This window comes from Gordonia shandongensis DSM 45094 (genome assembly GCF_000423025.1).
Classification (GTDB): domain Bacteria; phylum Actinomycetota; class Actinomycetes; order Mycobacteriales; family Mycobacteriaceae; genus Gordonia; species Gordonia shandongensis.
This window is the reverse complement of sequence record NZ_AUHE01000010.1, coordinates 83,602-101,269: the sequence shown is the minus strand read 5'-3', so window position 1 is coordinate 101,269 and position 17,668 is coordinate 83,602. Positions and strand designations below refer to the sequence as shown.

Here is a 17,668-nt window from a genome sequence, read left to right as displayed (position 1 = left end):
TCACAACACTGGCCCCTTCACAACACTGGCCCCTTCACAACACTGGTCCATTCACAACACTGCGACGCTGAGCACGGACTGCCGCTGATACACCGAACCGAAGCGCGCATCGACCCGGACCCACGCGGGCGACGAGCGCACCCGGATCGGCTCGGCCGGATCGATCGCATCGAGCGGCGACTCGTCGGTGATCTCCTGTCCGCTCGCATCGCGAACGAAACCCATCGAGGTCAGTGCGAACACGGCCCGCATCGTGACGCGCGCCGGGCCCGCATCGACGTCGTCTGATCCGGTCACCGTCAGCACGTCCTGGTCGAGCAGAGAGGATGCGGGGCCCAGAGCACCCGACTCGTCCCGAGCCACCACCGCACCGCGACGCGCCAGATCCACCACATCGCGCGCGGGGACGTCGTCGAGGTGGACGAATCCGTTCTCACCCGGCAGCGCGCCCTGCCACGCGCCCGGCAGGGCGAAACCGATGCCGACCGGGTCGTCACCGGCGGCCAGCGACGCCGCCAGCGCCCCGACGTCGCAGATCGCGTCGGACGGTTCCACCTCCCCGAGGATCGACCGAGTCGCCAGGACGTCGAAACCCGTGCGAACCCACAGACCGATCCGACCGTCCGAGCGAACCGCCGCCCTCATGACCCCCGAGTCGTCGACGCGACGCGCGCGTTGCACGAACGCGTTCAAGTCGGTGCGGTCCGAATCCCGGTGCGGGACGATCCCCCGCGGCGGCAGCGACGGTGTCATGACCGCACGAATCCGGTCAGGTACGCCTTCTCCTCCGGCGTCATGCGCCGCGGTCGCTGCGTATCGATGTCGAACGACACCAGCTGCGTGCTGGCCACGACCGCCGGCGGGGAGTCCGGAGCCGCACCGTGGGGCCGCACCTCGTACCCGACCGTGAAGTCGACGGCCCGCACCCGTTCGACGAACATCGTCACCGAGATCGGCGACTCGTCATGACGGATCTGCCCCCGGTACTTCACGTGCAGATCGGCCACCAGGCATCCCTTCCGCATGAGCGCCGTCGGTTTGTCGTCGTAGAACAGCCACGGGATCCGTGCCTCCTCCAGAAGCGTCACCATTCGAGCGTGGTTGATGTGCGCGAAGACGTCCATGTCCGACCATCGGACCGGCACACGCACCACGTAGCCGAGTTCGGTGGCGTGGCCCTGATCGTCGAACAGCCGCCGGTCCGGATCGCCCCCGCCCGTGTCCCGACCGTCCGCATCCAGATTCTCTTCAGTCACATCGACCTCCTCGCTCCCAGCCTACGCAGCGCCCGGAGCGATCCGATCAGCCGATGATGCTCCGCAGGGCGCGGACCCCCACCGACAGCGTCGCGATGTCCAGCGATCCCGCGGCCGAGAGCTCGTCGAGCGTGGTCGTCGCACGCTGCAGCATCGACACGCGCGCCGACGACCACTCGGCGATCTTCTCCTCGGAACTCTCCTCCGGCTCCGACATCGCCACGATCGACGCCGTCAGCGCGCGCAGCACCGCCACCAGATCATCGTGCAACGCCACACGGGCGAGCAGGGTCCACCGATCCGGGCTCGCGAGGTCGTCGGCCGCCGCGATCAAACGGTCGATGCCGAAATGGTCGAGGACCGCGAACAGCAGATCGCCGACCTCGTCGGGGTCCCGGTCGCTGATCTCGGCGAGATCGTGGACGTCGAAGAGGTGGACGCGGAACGGGCTCTCGGCGACCGTCTGCGCCAGTTCCGGCCGCAGGCCGGCGCTCTCGAAGGCGGCACGCGCAGCGGCGACCGCCTCCGAGCTGCGCGGACGCAGCCACCCGGCCAACTGTCTCGAGAGTGCGGCCACATCCCGGTACCGAGTGGTCTCGGCGGCGATGGCCAACGGCTGCGGTCGATGCGCGAGCAGCCACCGCGACGATGTCGCCGCGAGTCGCCGCAGTCGGCGCGTCGCAGCATCGCCGACGGCGGCGGGCACCCGAGTCCCGGTGCCCACCGCGGACGTCGCCGCACGACGCACCTCCCCGACCGCCTCGTCGAGACCGAAGACGCCCGCGGCCACCACGTACGCGCGAGCCGCCTCCTGGGTGTCGGCACCCGTGGACTCCTCCACGGTGAAGACGTGATCGACGCCCCCGTCGCCGACGATTCGGTTCACCAACGCCGTGGTGACGATCTCCCGACGCAGCCGGTGACCGGTGATCCCCTCGACGAACCGCTCCCGAAGCACCTCGGGGAAGTACTCGGCGGCCAACCGATCGAACAACACGTTGTCGGGCAGCCCCGAAGCCAGCAGCCGATCCTTCGTGAGCAGCTTCACGTGAGCCATGAGCGTCGCCAATTCGGGACTGGTGAGTCCGCGACCGACGTCCCCGGACCGGCGTCGCAGAAGACGCTCCGGGGTCGGGAGGGCCTCGAGTTCCAGATCGACGCCCGCGTCCGCGAGCGCCGCCAGCATCCTGGCGTGCAGATCCACGTCGTCGTCGGCGGTGCTCCGCGCCAACCCCAGCTCCGCGTTCTGAGTCACGTTGTCCGCGAGGACGAGCCGGGCGACGTCGTCGGTCATCGCCTCCAGCACGCCATCGCGTTCGGCCGGATCGAGAGCCCCCGACGCGACCTGGGAGTCGAGAAGAATCTTGATGTTGACCTCGTGATCCGAGCAGTCCACCCCCGCCGAGTTGTCGAGCGCATCGCTGTTGATCCTGACCCCCGACAGGTCGGCCTCGATCCGGCCGCGTTCGGTGACACCGAGGTTGCCGCCCTCGCCGACGACCTTGACCCGCAGGTCGGCACCATCGACTCGGATCGGATCGTTCGCCTTGTCACCGACCTGGGCATCTGACTCGTCCGACGCCTTCACATAGGTCCCGATACCCCCGTTGAACAGGAGGTCGACGGGTGCCAGCAACACGGCTCTGATGAGGGCGGGCGGTTCCAGTTCGACGACCTCGTCGGACAAGCCGAGGGCGCGGCGCATCTGCGGACTGACGGGCACCGACTTCACGTCGCGGGACCACACGCCGCCGCCCGTCGAGATCAACGAATCGTCGTAGTCGGCCCACGATGAGCGTGGCAATCCGAACAGGCGCAGGCGCTCCGCATGCGATCGCTCGGCGTCCGGGTCGGGATCGACGAACACGTGACGGTGGTCGAATGCCGCGATCAGTCTCGTGTGCGTCGACAGCAGCATGCCGTTGCCGAAGACGTCGCCGCTCATGTCGCCGATCCCCACCGCGGTGAAGTCCTGACTCTGAACGTCGACCCCCATCTCCCAGAAGTGACGCTTCACCGACTCCCACGCGCCACGCGCGGTGATGCCCATCGCCTTGTGGTCGTAGCCGACCGATCCGCCCGAGGCGAACGCGTCGCCGAGCCAGAAGTCGTGGTGGGCCGAGACGTCGTTGGCGATGTCGGAGAACGCGGCCGTGCCCTTGTCGGCGGCGACGACGAGGTACGGGTCGTCGGCGTCCCGGCGCACCACCCGATCGGGATGCCGGATCGTTCCGGTCGCGGTGTCGAGATCGTCGGTGACCTGGAGCAGCGACGCGATGAACGCCCGATAGCAGGCGACGCCCTCCGCGCGGGTCGCCTCGCGGTCCGCGCCGACCTCACCGGTCGCCGCCGGCGGGCGTCGGACGACGAAGCCGCCCTTCGCCCCGACGGGAACGATCACCGCGTTCTTCACGGCCTGCGCCTTGACGAGGCCGAGGATCTCGGTGCGGAAGTCCTCGAGCCGGTCCGACCACCGCAGGCCGCCGCGCGCAACGTCACCGAACCGCAGGTGGACGCCCTCGACGAGGGGAGAATGGACGAACACCTCGTAGGCGGGCCTCGGCTGTGGCGCCTGCGGGAGCTCACCGGTGCGGAGCTTCACCGCGATCGTCGGTCGAGTGACGCCGTCCGGCTTCACGTAGAAGGTGGTCCGCAGCGTCGCCCGCACGGCTGCGGCCAGCGCCGAGATCACCCGGTCCGCGTCGAGACCGAGGATCGACGCGATGTGCCCGTCGAGCACGTCGGACGCCGCCGCCCGTCGCCCGGCATCGGCCGTCTCGGGGTCGAAGGAGGCCTCGAACAGCTCGACGAGGGCCCGCGTCGCGTCACGGTGGTCGCCGAGGACGCCGGCGATGTGCCCGAGCGTGTACCCGAACCCACACTGCCCCAGGTAGCGGACATAGGTGCGGATCATCGCCACCCACCGCGATGTGAGCCCCGCGCGCAGCACCAGTTCGGCGAGCCGGTCGACGTCGGCGTCCTGCTGCCACATGTCGACGAACGCGTCGGCGACCCGATCGCGCAGTCCATCGGTCGCGTCGACGCTGACGCCCGGCGCCGGCGACGCGGTGAACTCGTAGACCCCGACGACGGCCCCGTCCGGTCGGGGCAGAGTGAACGGGTGCTCGTCGAGGACCGTGAGGCCGAGGCTCTGCAGCACCGGCAGAACATCGGTGAGCGCGGCCTGGCGGTCGCACAGATAGAGCGTGAACGTCCACGCCGCGGACTCCGGTGTGTGCACCTCGACGTGGAGGTCGCCGGGTCGCAATCGGGTCGCGATCACCAGATCGGCGGCCGCCCCGCTCGGATCACGCTGGTCGCGATAGTCCTCGCCGACGGTCCCGAGCAGCCGCAGCGCCTCCGGTCCGGCGTCGAGCAGTTCGCGGACCCGCTGATCCCAGGTGCGGACGACCTCGGCGAGACGTGCCCGACAGGCGTCGCGGACCGCCGCGGTCGGTGACGTTCCGTCGGGCACGTGCATCACGATCTGCAGGTGCGCCGTCGGTGACTGCGCCAACCTGGTGGTGAACTCGTACTCGGCGCCCTCCCAGGCCGCACGGATCACGTCGATGACCCGTTGCCGCACGTCGCTCGAATACGCCTCACGGGAGATGAACACCAGCACCGAGACCGTGTGCCCGTCGGCCCCGGTTCGGACGAAGAAGGTCGGCGACTGGCCCGAGCCCGCGGCCAGCAGCCGCCGGATCCGGGCCGCCGACTCGTCGGCCGGCGTCGCGAACAGTTCGACGAGCGGGAACGTCTGCAACAGTTCGACCGCCGCCGAGCCGCCGTACGAGTCCTCGGAGTACCCCAGCTCGTCGAGGACGCGCGCCGCGATGCGCCGCACCACCGGGATCTCGCGGACCGACTGATACAGGCCCATCGAGGTGATGGTTCCGAGGAACTGGTGCTCGACACCGGCCACCGGTACGCGCACGATGATCGGGAACCTGCCGCGCAGCACCCCCGTCGGCAGCCAGGTCCGGTCGATCGACACCGCGGTCCCCGACGGGGCGGGGCGCGCGGTGCGCGCATCGCGCCACACTCCCAGCGCGTCGTCATCGCCGCCGCCGGACCGCGCCGCGCGGTACCCCACCCCGACGAAGTTGTCGCGCGCCGCGATCCACTCCAGCAGCGCGATCTCCTCGGCGTCCGCGGACACCGCCTCGAGGTCGCCGACGATCCGCGCCATCCGGTCGCGCATCGCCTCCGTGTCGTCGCGCACGGAGGTCGCCAGCGCCAGCGCCTCCCGGACCGACGACACGAGCGTGTCCAGGTCGATGTCGGGTGATTCCGCCGCCGAGACGGTGATCCACGATTCCTCGACGCCCGCGGCGTCATCGGCGTCGGCGAGCGCGGTGAGCCGTCCGTCGACGGTTCTGCGCACACGGAGCACCGGATGATCGACCCGCAGGACCGTCAGTCCCGCCCGGTCGACGGCCGTGAGGACCGACTCCACCAGCAGCGGCGCATCATCGGCCACCGCCTGCACCTCGATCTGCGCCGCCCCCAGGTCGGCCGAGTCGAGGCGGACGGCCGCCACATGAGACCGGCCCGGCATCCGGACGATTCCCATCGTCAGATGCCGGGCCAGTCGGTCGCGGTGCGAGGTGTGAAAGCCGTCGTCGGCCTCCGCGAAATAGCGTGGTGCCAGAACGGACTCCAGTCCGTCGGCGAACGCTGCCGGGGTGTCGCCCACTGCTCTCACGTCCTCTCCATCGGCTCTAATGGAGAGACTACGGTCGCGCGGCGTGCCGCGGGGAGACTCTGCTCAGTCGCGCGTCAGACGGCGGTGCGTCACGCTGTGCGGCCGCGACGCATCGGGTCCGAGCCGCTCCACCTTGTTCTGCTCGTAGGCCTCGAAGTTGCCCTCGAACCAGAACCACTGGCCCTCGGCGACGTTGCCCTCCCACGCGAGGATGTGGGTACAGGTCCGGTCGAGGAACCAGCGGTCATGCGAGATCACGACGGCACAGCCCGGGAACTGCTCGAGCGCGTTCTCCAGGGAGCTCAGGGTCTCGACGTCGAGGTCGTTGGTCGGCTCGTCGAGGAGGATCAGGTTGCCGCCCTCCTTGAGGGTGAGCGCCAGGTTCAACCGGTTGCGTTCACCGCCCGAGAGCACCTCCGCCGGCTTCTGCTGGTCGGCGCCCTTGAACCCGAAGGCGCTCACGTAGGCGCGCGACGGCATCTCGTTCTGGCCGACCTCGATGAAGTCCAGACCGTCGGACACGACCTCGAAGACCGTCTTCTTGGGGTCGATGTTGGCGCGGTTCTGGTCGACATAGCTGAGTTTGACGGTGTCGCCGACCTTGACCGTCCCCGAATCGGGCTCCTCCAGGCCGACGATCGTCTTGAACAGCGTCGTCTTGCCGACACCGTTCGGACCGATCACGCCGACGATGCCGTTGCGCGGCAGCGTGAACGACAGATCCTTGATGAGGACCCGGCCGTCGAACCCCTTGTCGAGGTTGTTGACGTCGACGACCACGTTGCCCAGCCGCGGCGGCGTCGGGATCTGGATCTCCTCGAAATCGAGTTTGCGATGCTTCTCGGCCTCGGCCGCCATCTCCTCGTAGCGGGCCAGGCGGGCCTTGTTCTTGGTCTGCCGCGCCTTGGCGCCCGAACGGACCCACGCGAGCTCCTCCTTGAGGCGCTTCTGCAGCTTCTGGTCCTTCTTGCCCTGCACCTCGAGACGCTCGGCCTTCTTCTCCAGGTACGTGGAGTAGTTGCCCTCGTACGGATGCAGCTTGCCGCGGTCGACCTCGCAGATCCACTGTGCGACGTGGTCGAGGAAGTACCGGTCGTGCGTCACGGCCAGGACGGCGCCGGGGTAGCTCGCCAGGAACTGCTCGAGCCACAGCACGCTCTCGGCGTCCAGGTGGTTGGTCGGTTCGTCGAGCAGCAGCAGGTCGGGCTTGCTGAGCAGCAGTTTGCACAGTGCCACGCGGCGACGCTCGCCACCGGAGAGGTTGGTGACCGGGGAGTCGCCGGGCGGGCAGCGCAGCGCGTCCATCGCCTGCTCGAGCTGTGAATCCAGGTCCCAGGCGTCGGCGTTGTCGAGTTCCTCCTGGAGTTTGCCCATCTCCTCCATGAGCTCGTCGGAGTAGTCCGTGGCGAGGAGTTCGGCGATCTCGTTGAAGCGATCGAGCTTCACCTTGATGTCGCCCATCCCCTCCTCGACGTTCTCCTTGACCGTCTTCTCCTCGTTGAGGGGCGGCTCCTGCAGGAGGATGCCGACGGTCGCCTCGGGGTCGAGGAAGGCCTCGCCGTTGCTCGGCTGGTCGAGTCCGGCCATGATCTTGAGGATCGACGACTTGCCGGCGCCGTTGGGGCCGACGACGCCAATCTTGGCGCCCGGATAGAAGCTCATGGTGACGTCGTCGAGGATCACCTTGTCGCCGTGCGCCTTACGCACCTTCTTCATGGTGTAGATGAATTCACCGGCCACCGGTTACAGCTCCTGCCTGCAGCTCTCGCTGCGACGCGATTGTCGTGCTCTGATGTGTTCGATTTCCCGCGGGCACGGTCCCGCCGGCCCGCCGACCGCGCTGCGCTCCCGCGGAGTCCGCGTCGGCGCGGTCGTGTTCGGCGACCATCCTATCGGTCCGCGCTCCCGACTGTTCGCCGCCACCGCCCGTCGGCGATACTGGGCGGGCGTGCGGACCAGGCGCGCAGAACTCGGGGGTGAGTCTCATGGTCGACGTGCATCCGGTGGACCCTGCGGTCGGGGCATGGCTCGTGGAGTCCGGCGCCGACGCCTTTGGCCCGGATCTGCGGGCCCTGGCCCCGGCCGGTTACGCGGCGTCCGCGCGGATCCTGCATCCGGGTCAGGTCCGCCACCTGCCGGATCGCGCGATGCCCGCCGTGGACGAGTGGCCCGCCATCGGGTCTGCGGAGTTCGACCGGATCGTGGCCGACATCGTCAACGAACCGATTCGGTGGGATGCGGCGGCCCGAGCCCTGGGCACCGCGCGGACGCCGCTGTCGACGTGGTCGGAGATCGTCGACGATCCCGAGGCGACATACGGTGCCGTGATCGGCGCGGACGGTCGCGAGTATTCGCCGGGCGACGAGGGCTCGATGGCACCCGAACTGCTCGCACTCGTCGCTCGACATCTCGTCGAGCACACGAGCACGCCCGACGCGGGTGTCGCGGCACTGTGGGAGGGATGGGGCGGTCTGGTCGGGGCCGCGGGCGGAGTCGGCTCCGCCGTGTTCACGTCTGCTCGTCCGCCCGGTCGTCTCCGGTCGTGGCTCTCGCTGCGGTTCTCGCCGCCGTTCCTGCCCCGGCGGCGGCGGTGGCACGACGGCATCCTGTCTCGCGAGGTCTCCGAGGGGCCGCGGCTGCGCCTTCCGGGCCGCGACTACATCACCTTCGCCGCTCCGCCGCGGATCTTCACCGACCCGACCTGGACGCACGACGTCCCGTGGCGCGATCCGGCCCTCGAGGGCCGCGGATGGACTCCAGCGGTGCACCCGTCTCTGGTGTGGCCGCACGACCGGTCCTGGGTGCTGGTCAGTGAGATCGATCTGGATTCGACCGTCGTGGCCGGCTCCCGAGCGCTCGTCGACGAGCTGTGCGCCGATCCCGACATCGAGGCCCTGGACATCTCGTGAAGTGAACCGCGACACGGATCGACTCCGCCCCTGCCATCAGGCAGTGCGGTGTGTCACACTGGGAACCGCCGGTCGGGCCCGCTCGTTACCGGTGAGTACGGCGCACTGACGAGAGGACCCCTGCGACGATGCGACTGCGGATCAAGGTCTGGCACAGGCAGCGGCGTTACGCCATCCGCCAACGCCCGGTGCTCAATCGCCTCTACCGCGTCGGCGTCGGCATCATCGGGACCCTCCTGGTACTCGCCGGCATGGCGATGATTCCCCTGCCGATCCCCGGCCCGGGCTGGGTGACCTTCTTCCTCGGCCTCGCCGCCCTGTCGACCGAGTTCGCGTGGGCGCACAGCGTCACGTCCTTCATGCACCGTCAACTGCGTCGCGCCGGCGCCCTCACGGCAGCCGCCGTCCACCAGTGGCGCACGTGGAGCCGCGGATACCTCGACCGCCACTCCGGAATCGCCTACCTGCAGAGCTGGCTCGATCACCAGCGCAGCTACCAGTTCTCCTACGCGTTCGCCCTGGCTCACTGAACCGACGTGGCGCGACCCGTCACGGGCGGTCTACGCGCGCTCCTTCGAAGTAGGTCGCAGCCACCTTCACTTCGCCGATGTCCGTCGGCGGAAGGTCGAAGAGGTTCTTTTCCAAGACGGTCAGGTCCGCGTACTTGCCGACTGCGATCGATCCGCGCTCTCTTTCGGTGAACATGAGTTTCGCACCGTTGATCGTGTACGACGCCAACAACTGCTCGAGTGTCCCCCGCTCCGGCGGGTTCATCGGCGTCTCGCCGGGACGGCCCCTCTCCGGGTCGACCCGGGTGACTCCGACTTCGAGCCCGGTCGGCACATACATGCTCCGCTCGACGAATTCCGCCGATGGAAAATCACTGGAACCGACCACGCTCAAGCCCCCATCCACGAGAGATCGATACCGCATCGAGTTCGCGAACTCCGGACTCGCCACGTACTTGTCGTACCAGCCCATCGCAAACCACGGAGGCTGCGGAACCATGAAGACTCCCAGTCGCCGAGCGCGTTGGACATCCGCAGCAGTCAGCCAATCGGCGTGGGTGATCGCATGCCGCTTCGTCGCGAACCGTGGGTCCGTCCTCGACGCGAACTCGTATGCGTCGAGGATCGCGGAAGTCGGATAGAATCCGGCATCACCGATGGCGTGGGTGAAGATCCGAAAACCCCGTTTGTCGAGTGCTGCGACCGTCTCCTCGAGCTTCGCCTGCTTCCAGACGAGCTTGTGCTCACCGACGCCGTCGGCGAAGACCTTGACCGAGTCGAGAGCAAAATGACGTCCTCTGTACCGGTCTCGCATCTTTACCAGGCGCTCGATTTGCGAAATGCCCTTTGTCTCGTCCACCCATTGCGCGAGATCGAACCGGGCGGTGAGCTGCCCGGCGCTGTCAAGAGCCGCGAACGCCTTGAGCAGTGTCTCGGTCGGGTAATGGATCGGAACCAGAACCGAGGTGATACCGTCCTTCGCCGCCGTCTGCTGCCATTCACGAATCGCCTTGATGTATTCATCGACAGAGAAGTCTGGTTGCGGAAGTTCGGCGATGACGAGATTCTGCGCCCCGAACTCCTGAAGGATTCCGTTCGGAGCGCCTCGCCCGTCATGCACCACAGTGCCGCCCTCGGGCTGTGGGCTCGTCGCTTCCAGTCCGGCCAGACGCAGTGCCGCCGTATTCACAAACAGTGAATGATGAGTGCTGCTGATTATGGCGACCGGAACGTCGGGAATCGCCCCGTCGATCAGCTGCCGCGGGGTGCTGCCCGCAGCCTTCGCGTCTTCGGCGATCGTGTCCCACCCGACCCCGCGTATCTGCTCGGCATCCGAATGCTCCGCGCGAAACTCACGCAGTCGCGCCTGCTTCGCCTCAACACTGCCCTGCGTCACATTCACCCAGAAGAGCCGCTCTGCCATCGAATAGGCGTGATTGTGCCCGTCGACGAAGCCCGGGGTGACCATCTGACCGTTCAGTTGGACAACCTGTGCGCCGGCTGCGTACCGCCTCGCCCCCGCATCGTCCCCCACATACAGGATCTTCCCGTCCCGAACGGCGATCGCCTGCGCCCACTGCCGACCCGGTTCGGCCGTGTACACCGCACCGCCGAGCATCACCAGATCCGCGGCGTCGGCCGCGCGAGGAGACGAGCAGGACCCGGCAACCAATCCGAGAGCCACGGCCCCTGCAACGAGCTTCCAACGAATCCTCATGCGCACTCCTGAGAGCTCCGGGAAAGATGATTCGTTTGACTTTATGGACCGTCGTCACCGGTGTACATAGCTCGACGAGATGGGTATATCGGCGGCAGGAAAGCGCAATTCCCCATCGAAGATCGCCGGTGACGTCGGGAGAGGATCTACTGGTCCGCGGCACCCTCGTCGCGCCGCGCCGGGGCGTTCATCTTCTGCAGCATCGCGTTGTACCCGGCGAGCTCCGCGTCGTGATCGCGCGCCTCGCGGCGGTCGAAGCGTCGCGCCTCCCGGTCGTCCTGCCGATGCCACTGCACGAGTAGAGCGATCATCACCAGCACCAACGGGAACTCGCCGGTGGCCCATGCGATCCCGCCCCCGACACGTTGATCCGCGGCGAGGTCGAGCGCCCACGGATGCATCAGGCTCCGATACCAGTCGCCGGCGATGATGCTCGACGTCATCATCAACGCCACGCCGAAGAAGGCGTGGAACGGCAATGCACCCAACACGATCCCCAGCTTGGCGATCGGACGCAGCGGACGCGGCGACGGATCGATCCCGATCGTCAGCCAGTAGAACAGGTAGCCGCTCACCAGGAAGTGCAGGTTCATCAGCAGATGGGCCGAATGGTTCTTCACCACCATGTCGAACACCCCGCCCAGGTACAGGACGTAGAAGCTGCCGACGAACAGGACGATCACGATCAACGGATGCGTCGCGAACCGCGAATACTTGCTGTGGATCGCACCGTTGATCCACTCGCGCGGCCCCGGAGGATTCCCACGCCCCGCCGGCGGCAGCGCCCGCAACGCGAGCGTCACCGGACCGCCGAGCACCAGCAGCACCGGGACCAGCATCGACAGCATCATGTGGCCCATCATGTGGACGCTGAACATCGCCGGCGAATACCGTCCCATCCCCGAGGACGTCGCGACGAGCAGGAACACGCACCCCAGGAGCCAGGCGATCGTGCGTCCGACCGGCCAGTGGTCCCCGCGTTTGCGAAGCCGATACACGCCGCGGAGGTAGACGATCGCGGCGATGATCGCGGCGGTCCCGAAGATGAGGTCGAAACGCCAGTCGAACAGGATTCGCGTCAGCGTCGGCGGACCCGCGAGATCGTAACCGATCTTCAACTCCATGGGACTGACGTTCGCGGTCCCCAGCACGGGCGGCGGGGTCCGCGACAGACCGGCGCCGAGCCCGAACGCCACCGCGAACACGACCAGCTCGATCGCGGCGAAACGAACGAACAGCGACGTCCGCGGATCGTCGGTGGCCTCCAGTTCGCGGATCGTGAACCGACGGTGCAGCCCGCCGATCACCCCGGCGAGCACCAGGGTGGCGACCTTGGCGACCGCGACCAGCCCGTAAGTCGTGGTGAACAGATCATCGAACGACATGCGGACCAGCGCGTTGACGACGCCGCTCACCCCGACCACGAACAGGCACCAGAAGGCGACCCGGGAGTACCGCCGGATCGCCAAGGTCCGCCAGCGCCCGTTGCCGAACGCATAGGCCAGCACCACGAGCAGTCCACCCATCCAGAGGGCGGCCCCCACGATGTGCAGGATCAGGCTGTTGGTCGCCAGGTCGTGCGCACCACCGGACGACGAGTGTCCGGCGAGCGCCGACGGCATCAACGACAGGAACCCCAGACCGATGACGACGAGCGTCCACCCCCACCGGAGCGCGACACGCGCGACGGCGGCGGCCAGGATCGCGAAGATCGCGGTCCACAGCCAATAGCGGCCGTCGGCGACCACCCCGTAGGCGTTCACGACGTTGGTCGGGATCAGCGAATCCGCCAGCGGCTGACCGCTCACGTTCGAGATCGACAGCGGGATCATCAGGACACCGCAGACCGCCCAGACGAACATCGCCGACGCCGCCCACCGCATGGCCCGATAGCCGCCGACGTCGAGCGCACCGCCCGGCTGCGCCGGGACGAAGAAGCCCGCGAACACCGCGCAGCCGAATCCGATCGCCGCGCTGAGCTGACCGACGACGGTGACCACCGGCAGCCCGTAGGTGGTGACCCATCCGGGGTCCGGGACGCCGGTCAGCCGCAGCGCCGTCGCCGCCGACGCGGCGGTGACGAGGACGCCGGCCACTGCGCCGACGACGACCAGCAGGGAGATCAGCAGCGCCCGGATCCGCGACGGGTCGCGCAGCGAGTCCCGGCGCGATTCGTCGGTCGTGTCCGCGGAGGTCCCGGAAGGGGTGACGGTCATGGCCTCCACTCTAGGACGCGATATAGTGGGCCTTCGCCGTCGCCCGGTCGACGGCCCCGGCCTCCATAGCTCAGCTGGATAGAGCAAGAGCCTTCTAATCTCTAGGTCGCAGGTTCGAGTCCTGCTGGGGGCGCCCTGAACTGCACAGACACCGAGATCGCCGACCGGTGGTCGCCGGCGTTCACCGGCGAGACGACCGCCGCGTCTGTGGCCAAGACCTCACGAGCGGGCGCCACGTCCCGCGATGCCCGCCAGATGCCGGAGCGCCACGCCGTCGGGCACGAGCAGCGAGGCGCGCATCGCGGTCTCGGCCGCCCGGGCCGGTCGAGCGCCGATGAACCGGCCGATCATTCTGGATTCGCGGACCACCGCGGTCACGCGACGCCGACGCACCCGCTCGTACTCGCGTGCCGCGCGCTCCGGGTCCCGCACGTCTCGTAGGGCCCGCGCCAGGACGACGGCGTCCTCGATCGCCTGGCATCCGCCCTGACCGAGATGCGGTCGCATGGGGTGGGCGGCGTCGCCGATCACGACCAGGGCGCCGTCCGACCAACGTCGTGCGATCGCCCTGTCGTACAGGTCGGTACGGATCAGGGTGCCCGGCGTCGTGGCGGCGACCGCGTCGCCGATCGGTCGGGGCCAGTGCTCGACGAGGTCGGCGACGTGCGCGAGGTCGTCGCCGACGTCGGTCGCCTCCGGCAGACGCTGCGTCGCGAACCAGTAGGTTCGGCCGCCGGGCAGCGGCACGACACCGACCTGCCTGCGGTCGCCGATGATCTCTCCGGCGAGGCCCGGATCGATCTCGAGGTCGGCGATCGCCCGCCACGCGGTGTACCCGGAGTATCGGTCGGTGAGGCCGGGGTCGAGTCGGCGGGCGAGCGTCGAGTGCGTCCCGTCGGCGGCGATCACCAGGTCGGCATCCGCCTCCGCGCCGTCGTCGGTGTGCACGACGGCGCGTCGACGGTCCGCGGTCACAGCATTCACGGCGGCCACAGATTTCACAGCGGACACGGAGGCCGTAGGGGTCACCGAGGTCACCCGTGTCCGGTACCGGACGGTCCCGCGGGGCAGCATTCCGGTGAGCACGTCGCGCAACAGCGCGCGCTCGACCACCACGAGGGGTTCGCCGAGAGCAGCGATCAGCGCATCGGCGGGAGGGCGCCGCAGGCGGGTGCCGTCGCGCAAGCGGAGCAGGCCGCCGTCGACGCGCCCGCCGCACGCGCGGACGGCATCGCCCGCACCGATCTCGTCGAGCGCGGCGAGCGCATTGGGCCACAGGCTGATCGCCGCCCCCGCCGCCGTGTCGTCCCGGGCCTCCAGGACTCGGACCTCGTGGCCGGTCCGGGTCAGTGCGACGGCGGCGGTGAGTCCGGCGATGCCCGCACCGCACACGATGACCCTCATACGGCCACTCTGCCATGCGACGATCGATCACCGCGGGCGTCCGTTCCGCCCGGTGGCCGCTCAACCCGGCGGTCGTTCGGCGACGTCCGGGATCAGAGGAGTTCGAGAATCGTGGCGTTCGCCATCCCGCCGGCCTCGCACATGGTCTGCAGGCCGTAGCGGATCCGATTGTCCCGCATGTGATGGACGAGTCGCGTCATGAGGATGGCGCCCGATCCGCCGAGCGGATGGCCCACCGAGATGGCGCCGCCGACCGGGTTGAGGACGTCGTCGGATGCGCCGATCTCCGCCTGCCAGGCGAGCGGGACGGGCGCGAACGCCTCATTGACCTCGAAGGCGCCGATGTCGTCGACCGCCAGTCCCGACCGGTCGAGCGCCTTGCGGGTCGCCTCGATAGGCGCCGACAGCATGATGACCGGATCGTCGCCCGCGAGGGCCGCCGTGTGGATGCGCGCGATCGGGGTCCAGCCGTTGCGCTCGGCGACCTCACTCGAGGTCACCAGGAGCGCACCCGCGCCGTCGGAGATCTGCGACGCGTTGCCCGCGGTGATGACCCCGTCGGCGGCGAAGGGCGTCGACAGGCCGGCGAGCTTCTCGACCGTGGTCCCCCGGCGGAGGCCCTCGTCGTGAGCCAGGCCGCCGACGATCGGCGCGATCTGCGCGTCGAAGGCTCCGGCGTCGACGGCCGCCGCGGTCCGCTCGTGCGACCGCGCCGAGTACTCGTCGAGCCGGCCGCGATCCAGCCCCCACCGCTCGGCCATCATCTCGGCGCCCAGACCCTGGTTGAAGCCCTCGACGCCGTAACGGTCCAGGACCGACGGCGGGTACGGCGCACCGTCGCCGCGTGCGGAGCCCATCGGGACTCGCGACATCGATTCCGCACCGCCCGCGATCGCGATGTCGTAGTGGCCGGCGATCACTCCGGCCGCAGCGAAGTGCACCGACTGCTGACTGGATCCGCAGCGGCGGTCGACGACGGTCGCGGGCACCGATTCGGGCCAGCCGGCCGCGAGGACGCCGACCCGGCCGACGCTTCCGGCCTGGTCGCCGACCTGGCTCACGCAGCCCCAGATCACATCGTCGACCGTCGCGGGATCGAATCCCACTCGGTCGGCCAGCGCCGTGAGGACGTGGGCGGTCAGGTCGCCGGGATGGATGTCGGCCAGACCACCGCCGCGCTTCCCGATCGGGGTCCGAACCGCATCGACTATCACCGCATCTCGCATGGACCATTCATACTCCACCAAGCGTTTGCTTGGCAGTTGAACGGACGCCTTCGCGCGATTCCCGATCGGGGCGAGACGTCAGGCGCCGTCGAGTTCCAGGACGCCCAGCGCGTTGCCCGTCAGCGTCCCCAGGTACAGGACACCGTCGCGCTCGACGACCGACGTGACGAAGCCGTAGTCGAGATCGTCGTCGCGGACGTCGTGGACGAGGCGGCCGTCGAAGTCGAACGCCTGCACCCAGACGATCTCCTCGGGCGCGGGCCCCACGCTCTGCGGCGCACGCGCCAGGACCTTCCGCGCCCGAGTGGGCAGCTTGAAGATCCCTTCCAGAATCGAGTTGCGCGGTGACGCCAACGCCACCCACAGCAGGCCGTCGCTGCCGACGGACATGTTGTCCGGATAGCCGCCGAGGCCGTCGATGAAGACGTCCGAGGTCCCCGCGGACTCCCCACGAAGCCAGTACCGGGAGATGCGCGACCCGCCGGTCTCGGCCACCAGCAGACAGTCCTCGTCGGGGCCGAGCACCAGTCCGTTGGCGAACTGCAGATCGTCGCGCAGCACCTGAACGGCACCGTCCGGCGTCAATGCGATGAGGCGACCGGTGCCGACGTGCTCGATCAGGTCCGAGCGCCACCTGTCGATTGTGAAATTCTGCGATGACGACGTGAAGTACACCGTCCCGTCGGTCGCGACGACCACGTTGCTCGCGAACCGCAGCGGACGCCCGTCGACGGTGTCGACCAGCACCGTCGCCCGCGCCTGTCCGGGGTCGAGGCGGAGCACGCCGCGGTCGTGGTCGCAGATGTAGACCGTGCCGTCCGCGCGCGCCTCGAGGCCGAGGAGCCGTCCCGCGGTGTCGGCGAGCACGAGCTGGTCGCCGTCGACCGGGTCGATCGACAGCAGTCGGCCGTCGGCGAGCCCGGTTGCGATCCGCCCGTCGGGGAGGCTCACGACGTCCTCGGGCGACGAACCGGGCAACGGGATGCGGCGAAAGGAGGTCACGGCCCTTTCATAGCAGCTATCCGCGTCCGGCGCTCCCCGCCGACGCCCCCGCGGTCGATGGATATGAACAAAGGTTCATATCAAACTTGTTGCACAGCAACTGCGCGCACTGCTACGTTCGAAGCATGGCACTGGAGCACGCGATCATGGTGTCGCTCTCCGAGCGACCCGGAACCGGATACGAGATCGGCCGCCAATTCGAACGCTCGATCGGCTACTTCTGGTCGGCCACCCACCAGCAGATCTATCGAACCCTCAAGAAGCTCCACGACGACGGCCTCGTCAGCTTCGAGTCGGTCGCGCAGGACGGCCGGCCGGACAAGAAGGTGTACACCCTCTCGCCGACCGGATACGAGATGCTCGCCGACTGGGTCAACAGCCCGACCCCGGTGTCCCCCCTGCGCAGCGACCTCGGCGTGAAGCTCCGCGCCGCCGACCTCGGCGACCTCCCGACGGTGATCTCCGAGCTCGCCGAACATCGCGACGAGGCCGCCGCCCTGCTGACCGTCTACCGCGGATTCGAGCGCGACTACTACCCCGATCCGCAGACACTGACCGGCCGCCGCCTGCACCAGTACCTGGTTCTGCGCGGCGGTGTTCGGATGAGCGAGTCCACCGTCCAGTGGTGCGACGAGGTCCTCGCCGGCCTCCGCCGCGAACTCGCCGCATCCGCATCCCACCCCCAGACGACCTCCTCGGCGCCCACGCCGTGAGACCGACA

General features: G+C 68.7%; 12 protein-coding genes and 1 tRNA gene. 4 read left to right on the top strand and 9 right to left on the bottom strand.

The genetic code is table 11. The features are described from left to right. Positions 1-51 precede the first annotated feature (51 nt). From G528_RS0110250 to ettA, 4 genes are all read right to left on the bottom strand, one after another. Positions 52-753, bottom strand: coding sequence for a DUF8185 domain-containing protein (locus tag G528_RS0110250; RefSeq protein ID WP_051198653.1), 702 nt, complete (start codon positions 751-753; stop codon positions 52-54). Further along, the gene (locus G528_RS0110245) at positions 750-1,193 is read right to left on the bottom strand and encodes an acyl-CoA thioesterase (RefSeq protein ID WP_026918884.1); all 444 of its coding nucleotides are present in this window, start codon (positions 1,191-1,193) and stop codon (positions 750-752) included. Before G528_RS0110245 ends, G528_RS0110250 begins: the two co-directional genes overlap by 4 nt. 109 nt (positions 1,194-1,302) lie before the next feature. Continuing rightward, a complete protein-coding gene (locus G528_RS0110240) occupies positions 1,303-5,964 on the bottom strand; it encodes an NAD-glutamate dehydrogenase (RefSeq protein ID WP_245569741.1) in 4,662 nt (1,553 codons plus the stop codon). Positions 5,965-6,027: 63 nt separating this feature from the next. Beyond that, positions 6,028-7,704 (bottom strand): energy-dependent translational throttle protein EttA, encoded by a 1,677-nt coding sequence (ettA, locus tag G528_RS0110235; protein ID WP_026918882.1) that lies wholly within the window; start codon positions 7,702-7,704, stop codon positions 6,028-6,030. A gap of 236 nt (positions 7,705-7,940) precedes the next feature. Between ettA and G528_RS17150 the strand changes: the two genes are divergently transcribed. Both G528_RS17150 and G528_RS0110225 read left to right on the top strand, forming a co-directional pair. Further along, a complete protein-coding gene (locus G528_RS17150) occupies positions 7,941-8,873 on the top strand; it encodes a hypothetical protein (RefSeq protein ID WP_156890417.1) in 933 nt (310 codons plus the stop codon). A 128-nt stretch (positions 8,874-9,001) separates the two neighbouring features. After that, positions 9,002-9,403: a PGPGW domain-containing protein gene (locus tag G528_RS0110225; protein WP_026918881.1), complete on the top strand. Its 402-nt coding sequence runs from the start codon at positions 9,002-9,004 to the stop codon at positions 9,401-9,403. A 19-nt stretch (positions 9,404-9,422) separates the two neighbouring features. Here G528_RS0110225 and G528_RS0110220 read toward each other — a convergent pair whose 3' ends face one another. Beyond that, on the bottom strand, positions 9,423-11,099 hold the full coding sequence (locus tag G528_RS0110220) for an amidohydrolase (protein WP_084638145.1): 1,677 nt from the start codon (positions 11,097-11,099) through the stop codon (positions 9,423-9,425). Between the two features lie 146 nt (positions 11,100-11,245). Further along, positions 11,246-13,315: a bifunctional copper resistance protein CopD/cytochrome c oxidase assembly protein gene (locus tag G528_RS17145; protein WP_035719679.1), complete on the bottom strand. Its 2,070-nt coding sequence runs from the start codon at positions 13,313-13,315 to the stop codon at positions 11,246-11,248. A 59-nt stretch (positions 13,316-13,374) separates the two neighbouring features. On the opposite strand from G528_RS17145, the gene G528_RS0110210 reads away from it, so the two are divergent. Beyond that, positions 13,375-13,448 (top strand) — tRNA-Arg (locus G528_RS0110210). 86 nt (positions 13,449-13,534) lie between these two features. Here the strand turns inward: G528_RS0110210 and G528_RS0110205 are convergent. The 3 genes from G528_RS0110205 to G528_RS0110195 form a co-directional block, all read right to left on the bottom strand. Further along, complete coding sequence (locus G528_RS0110205; protein ID WP_026918879.1) at positions 13,535-14,719, bottom strand: FAD-dependent oxidoreductase; 1,185 nt, start codon at positions 14,717-14,719, stop codon at positions 13,535-13,537. A 92-nt stretch (positions 14,720-14,811) separates the two neighbouring features. Continuing rightward, complete coding sequence (locus G528_RS0110200; RefSeq protein ID WP_026918878.1) at positions 14,812-15,945, bottom strand: thiolase family protein; 1,134 nt, start codon at positions 15,943-15,945, stop codon at positions 14,812-14,814. A 78-nt stretch (positions 15,946-16,023) separates the two neighbouring features. Beyond that, positions 16,024-16,947 (bottom strand): SMP-30/gluconolactonase/LRE family protein, encoded by a 924-nt coding sequence (locus G528_RS0110195; protein ID WP_026918877.1) that lies wholly within the window; start codon positions 16,945-16,947, stop codon positions 16,024-16,026. A 125-nt stretch (positions 16,948-17,072) separates the two neighbouring features. Between G528_RS0110195 and G528_RS0110190 the strand changes: the two genes are divergently transcribed. Further along, entirely contained in the window at positions 17,073-17,660 is a 588-nt protein-coding gene (locus tag G528_RS0110190) for a PadR family transcriptional regulator (protein ID WP_026918876.1), read from the top strand. Positions 17,661-17,668: the final 8 nt, after the last annotated feature.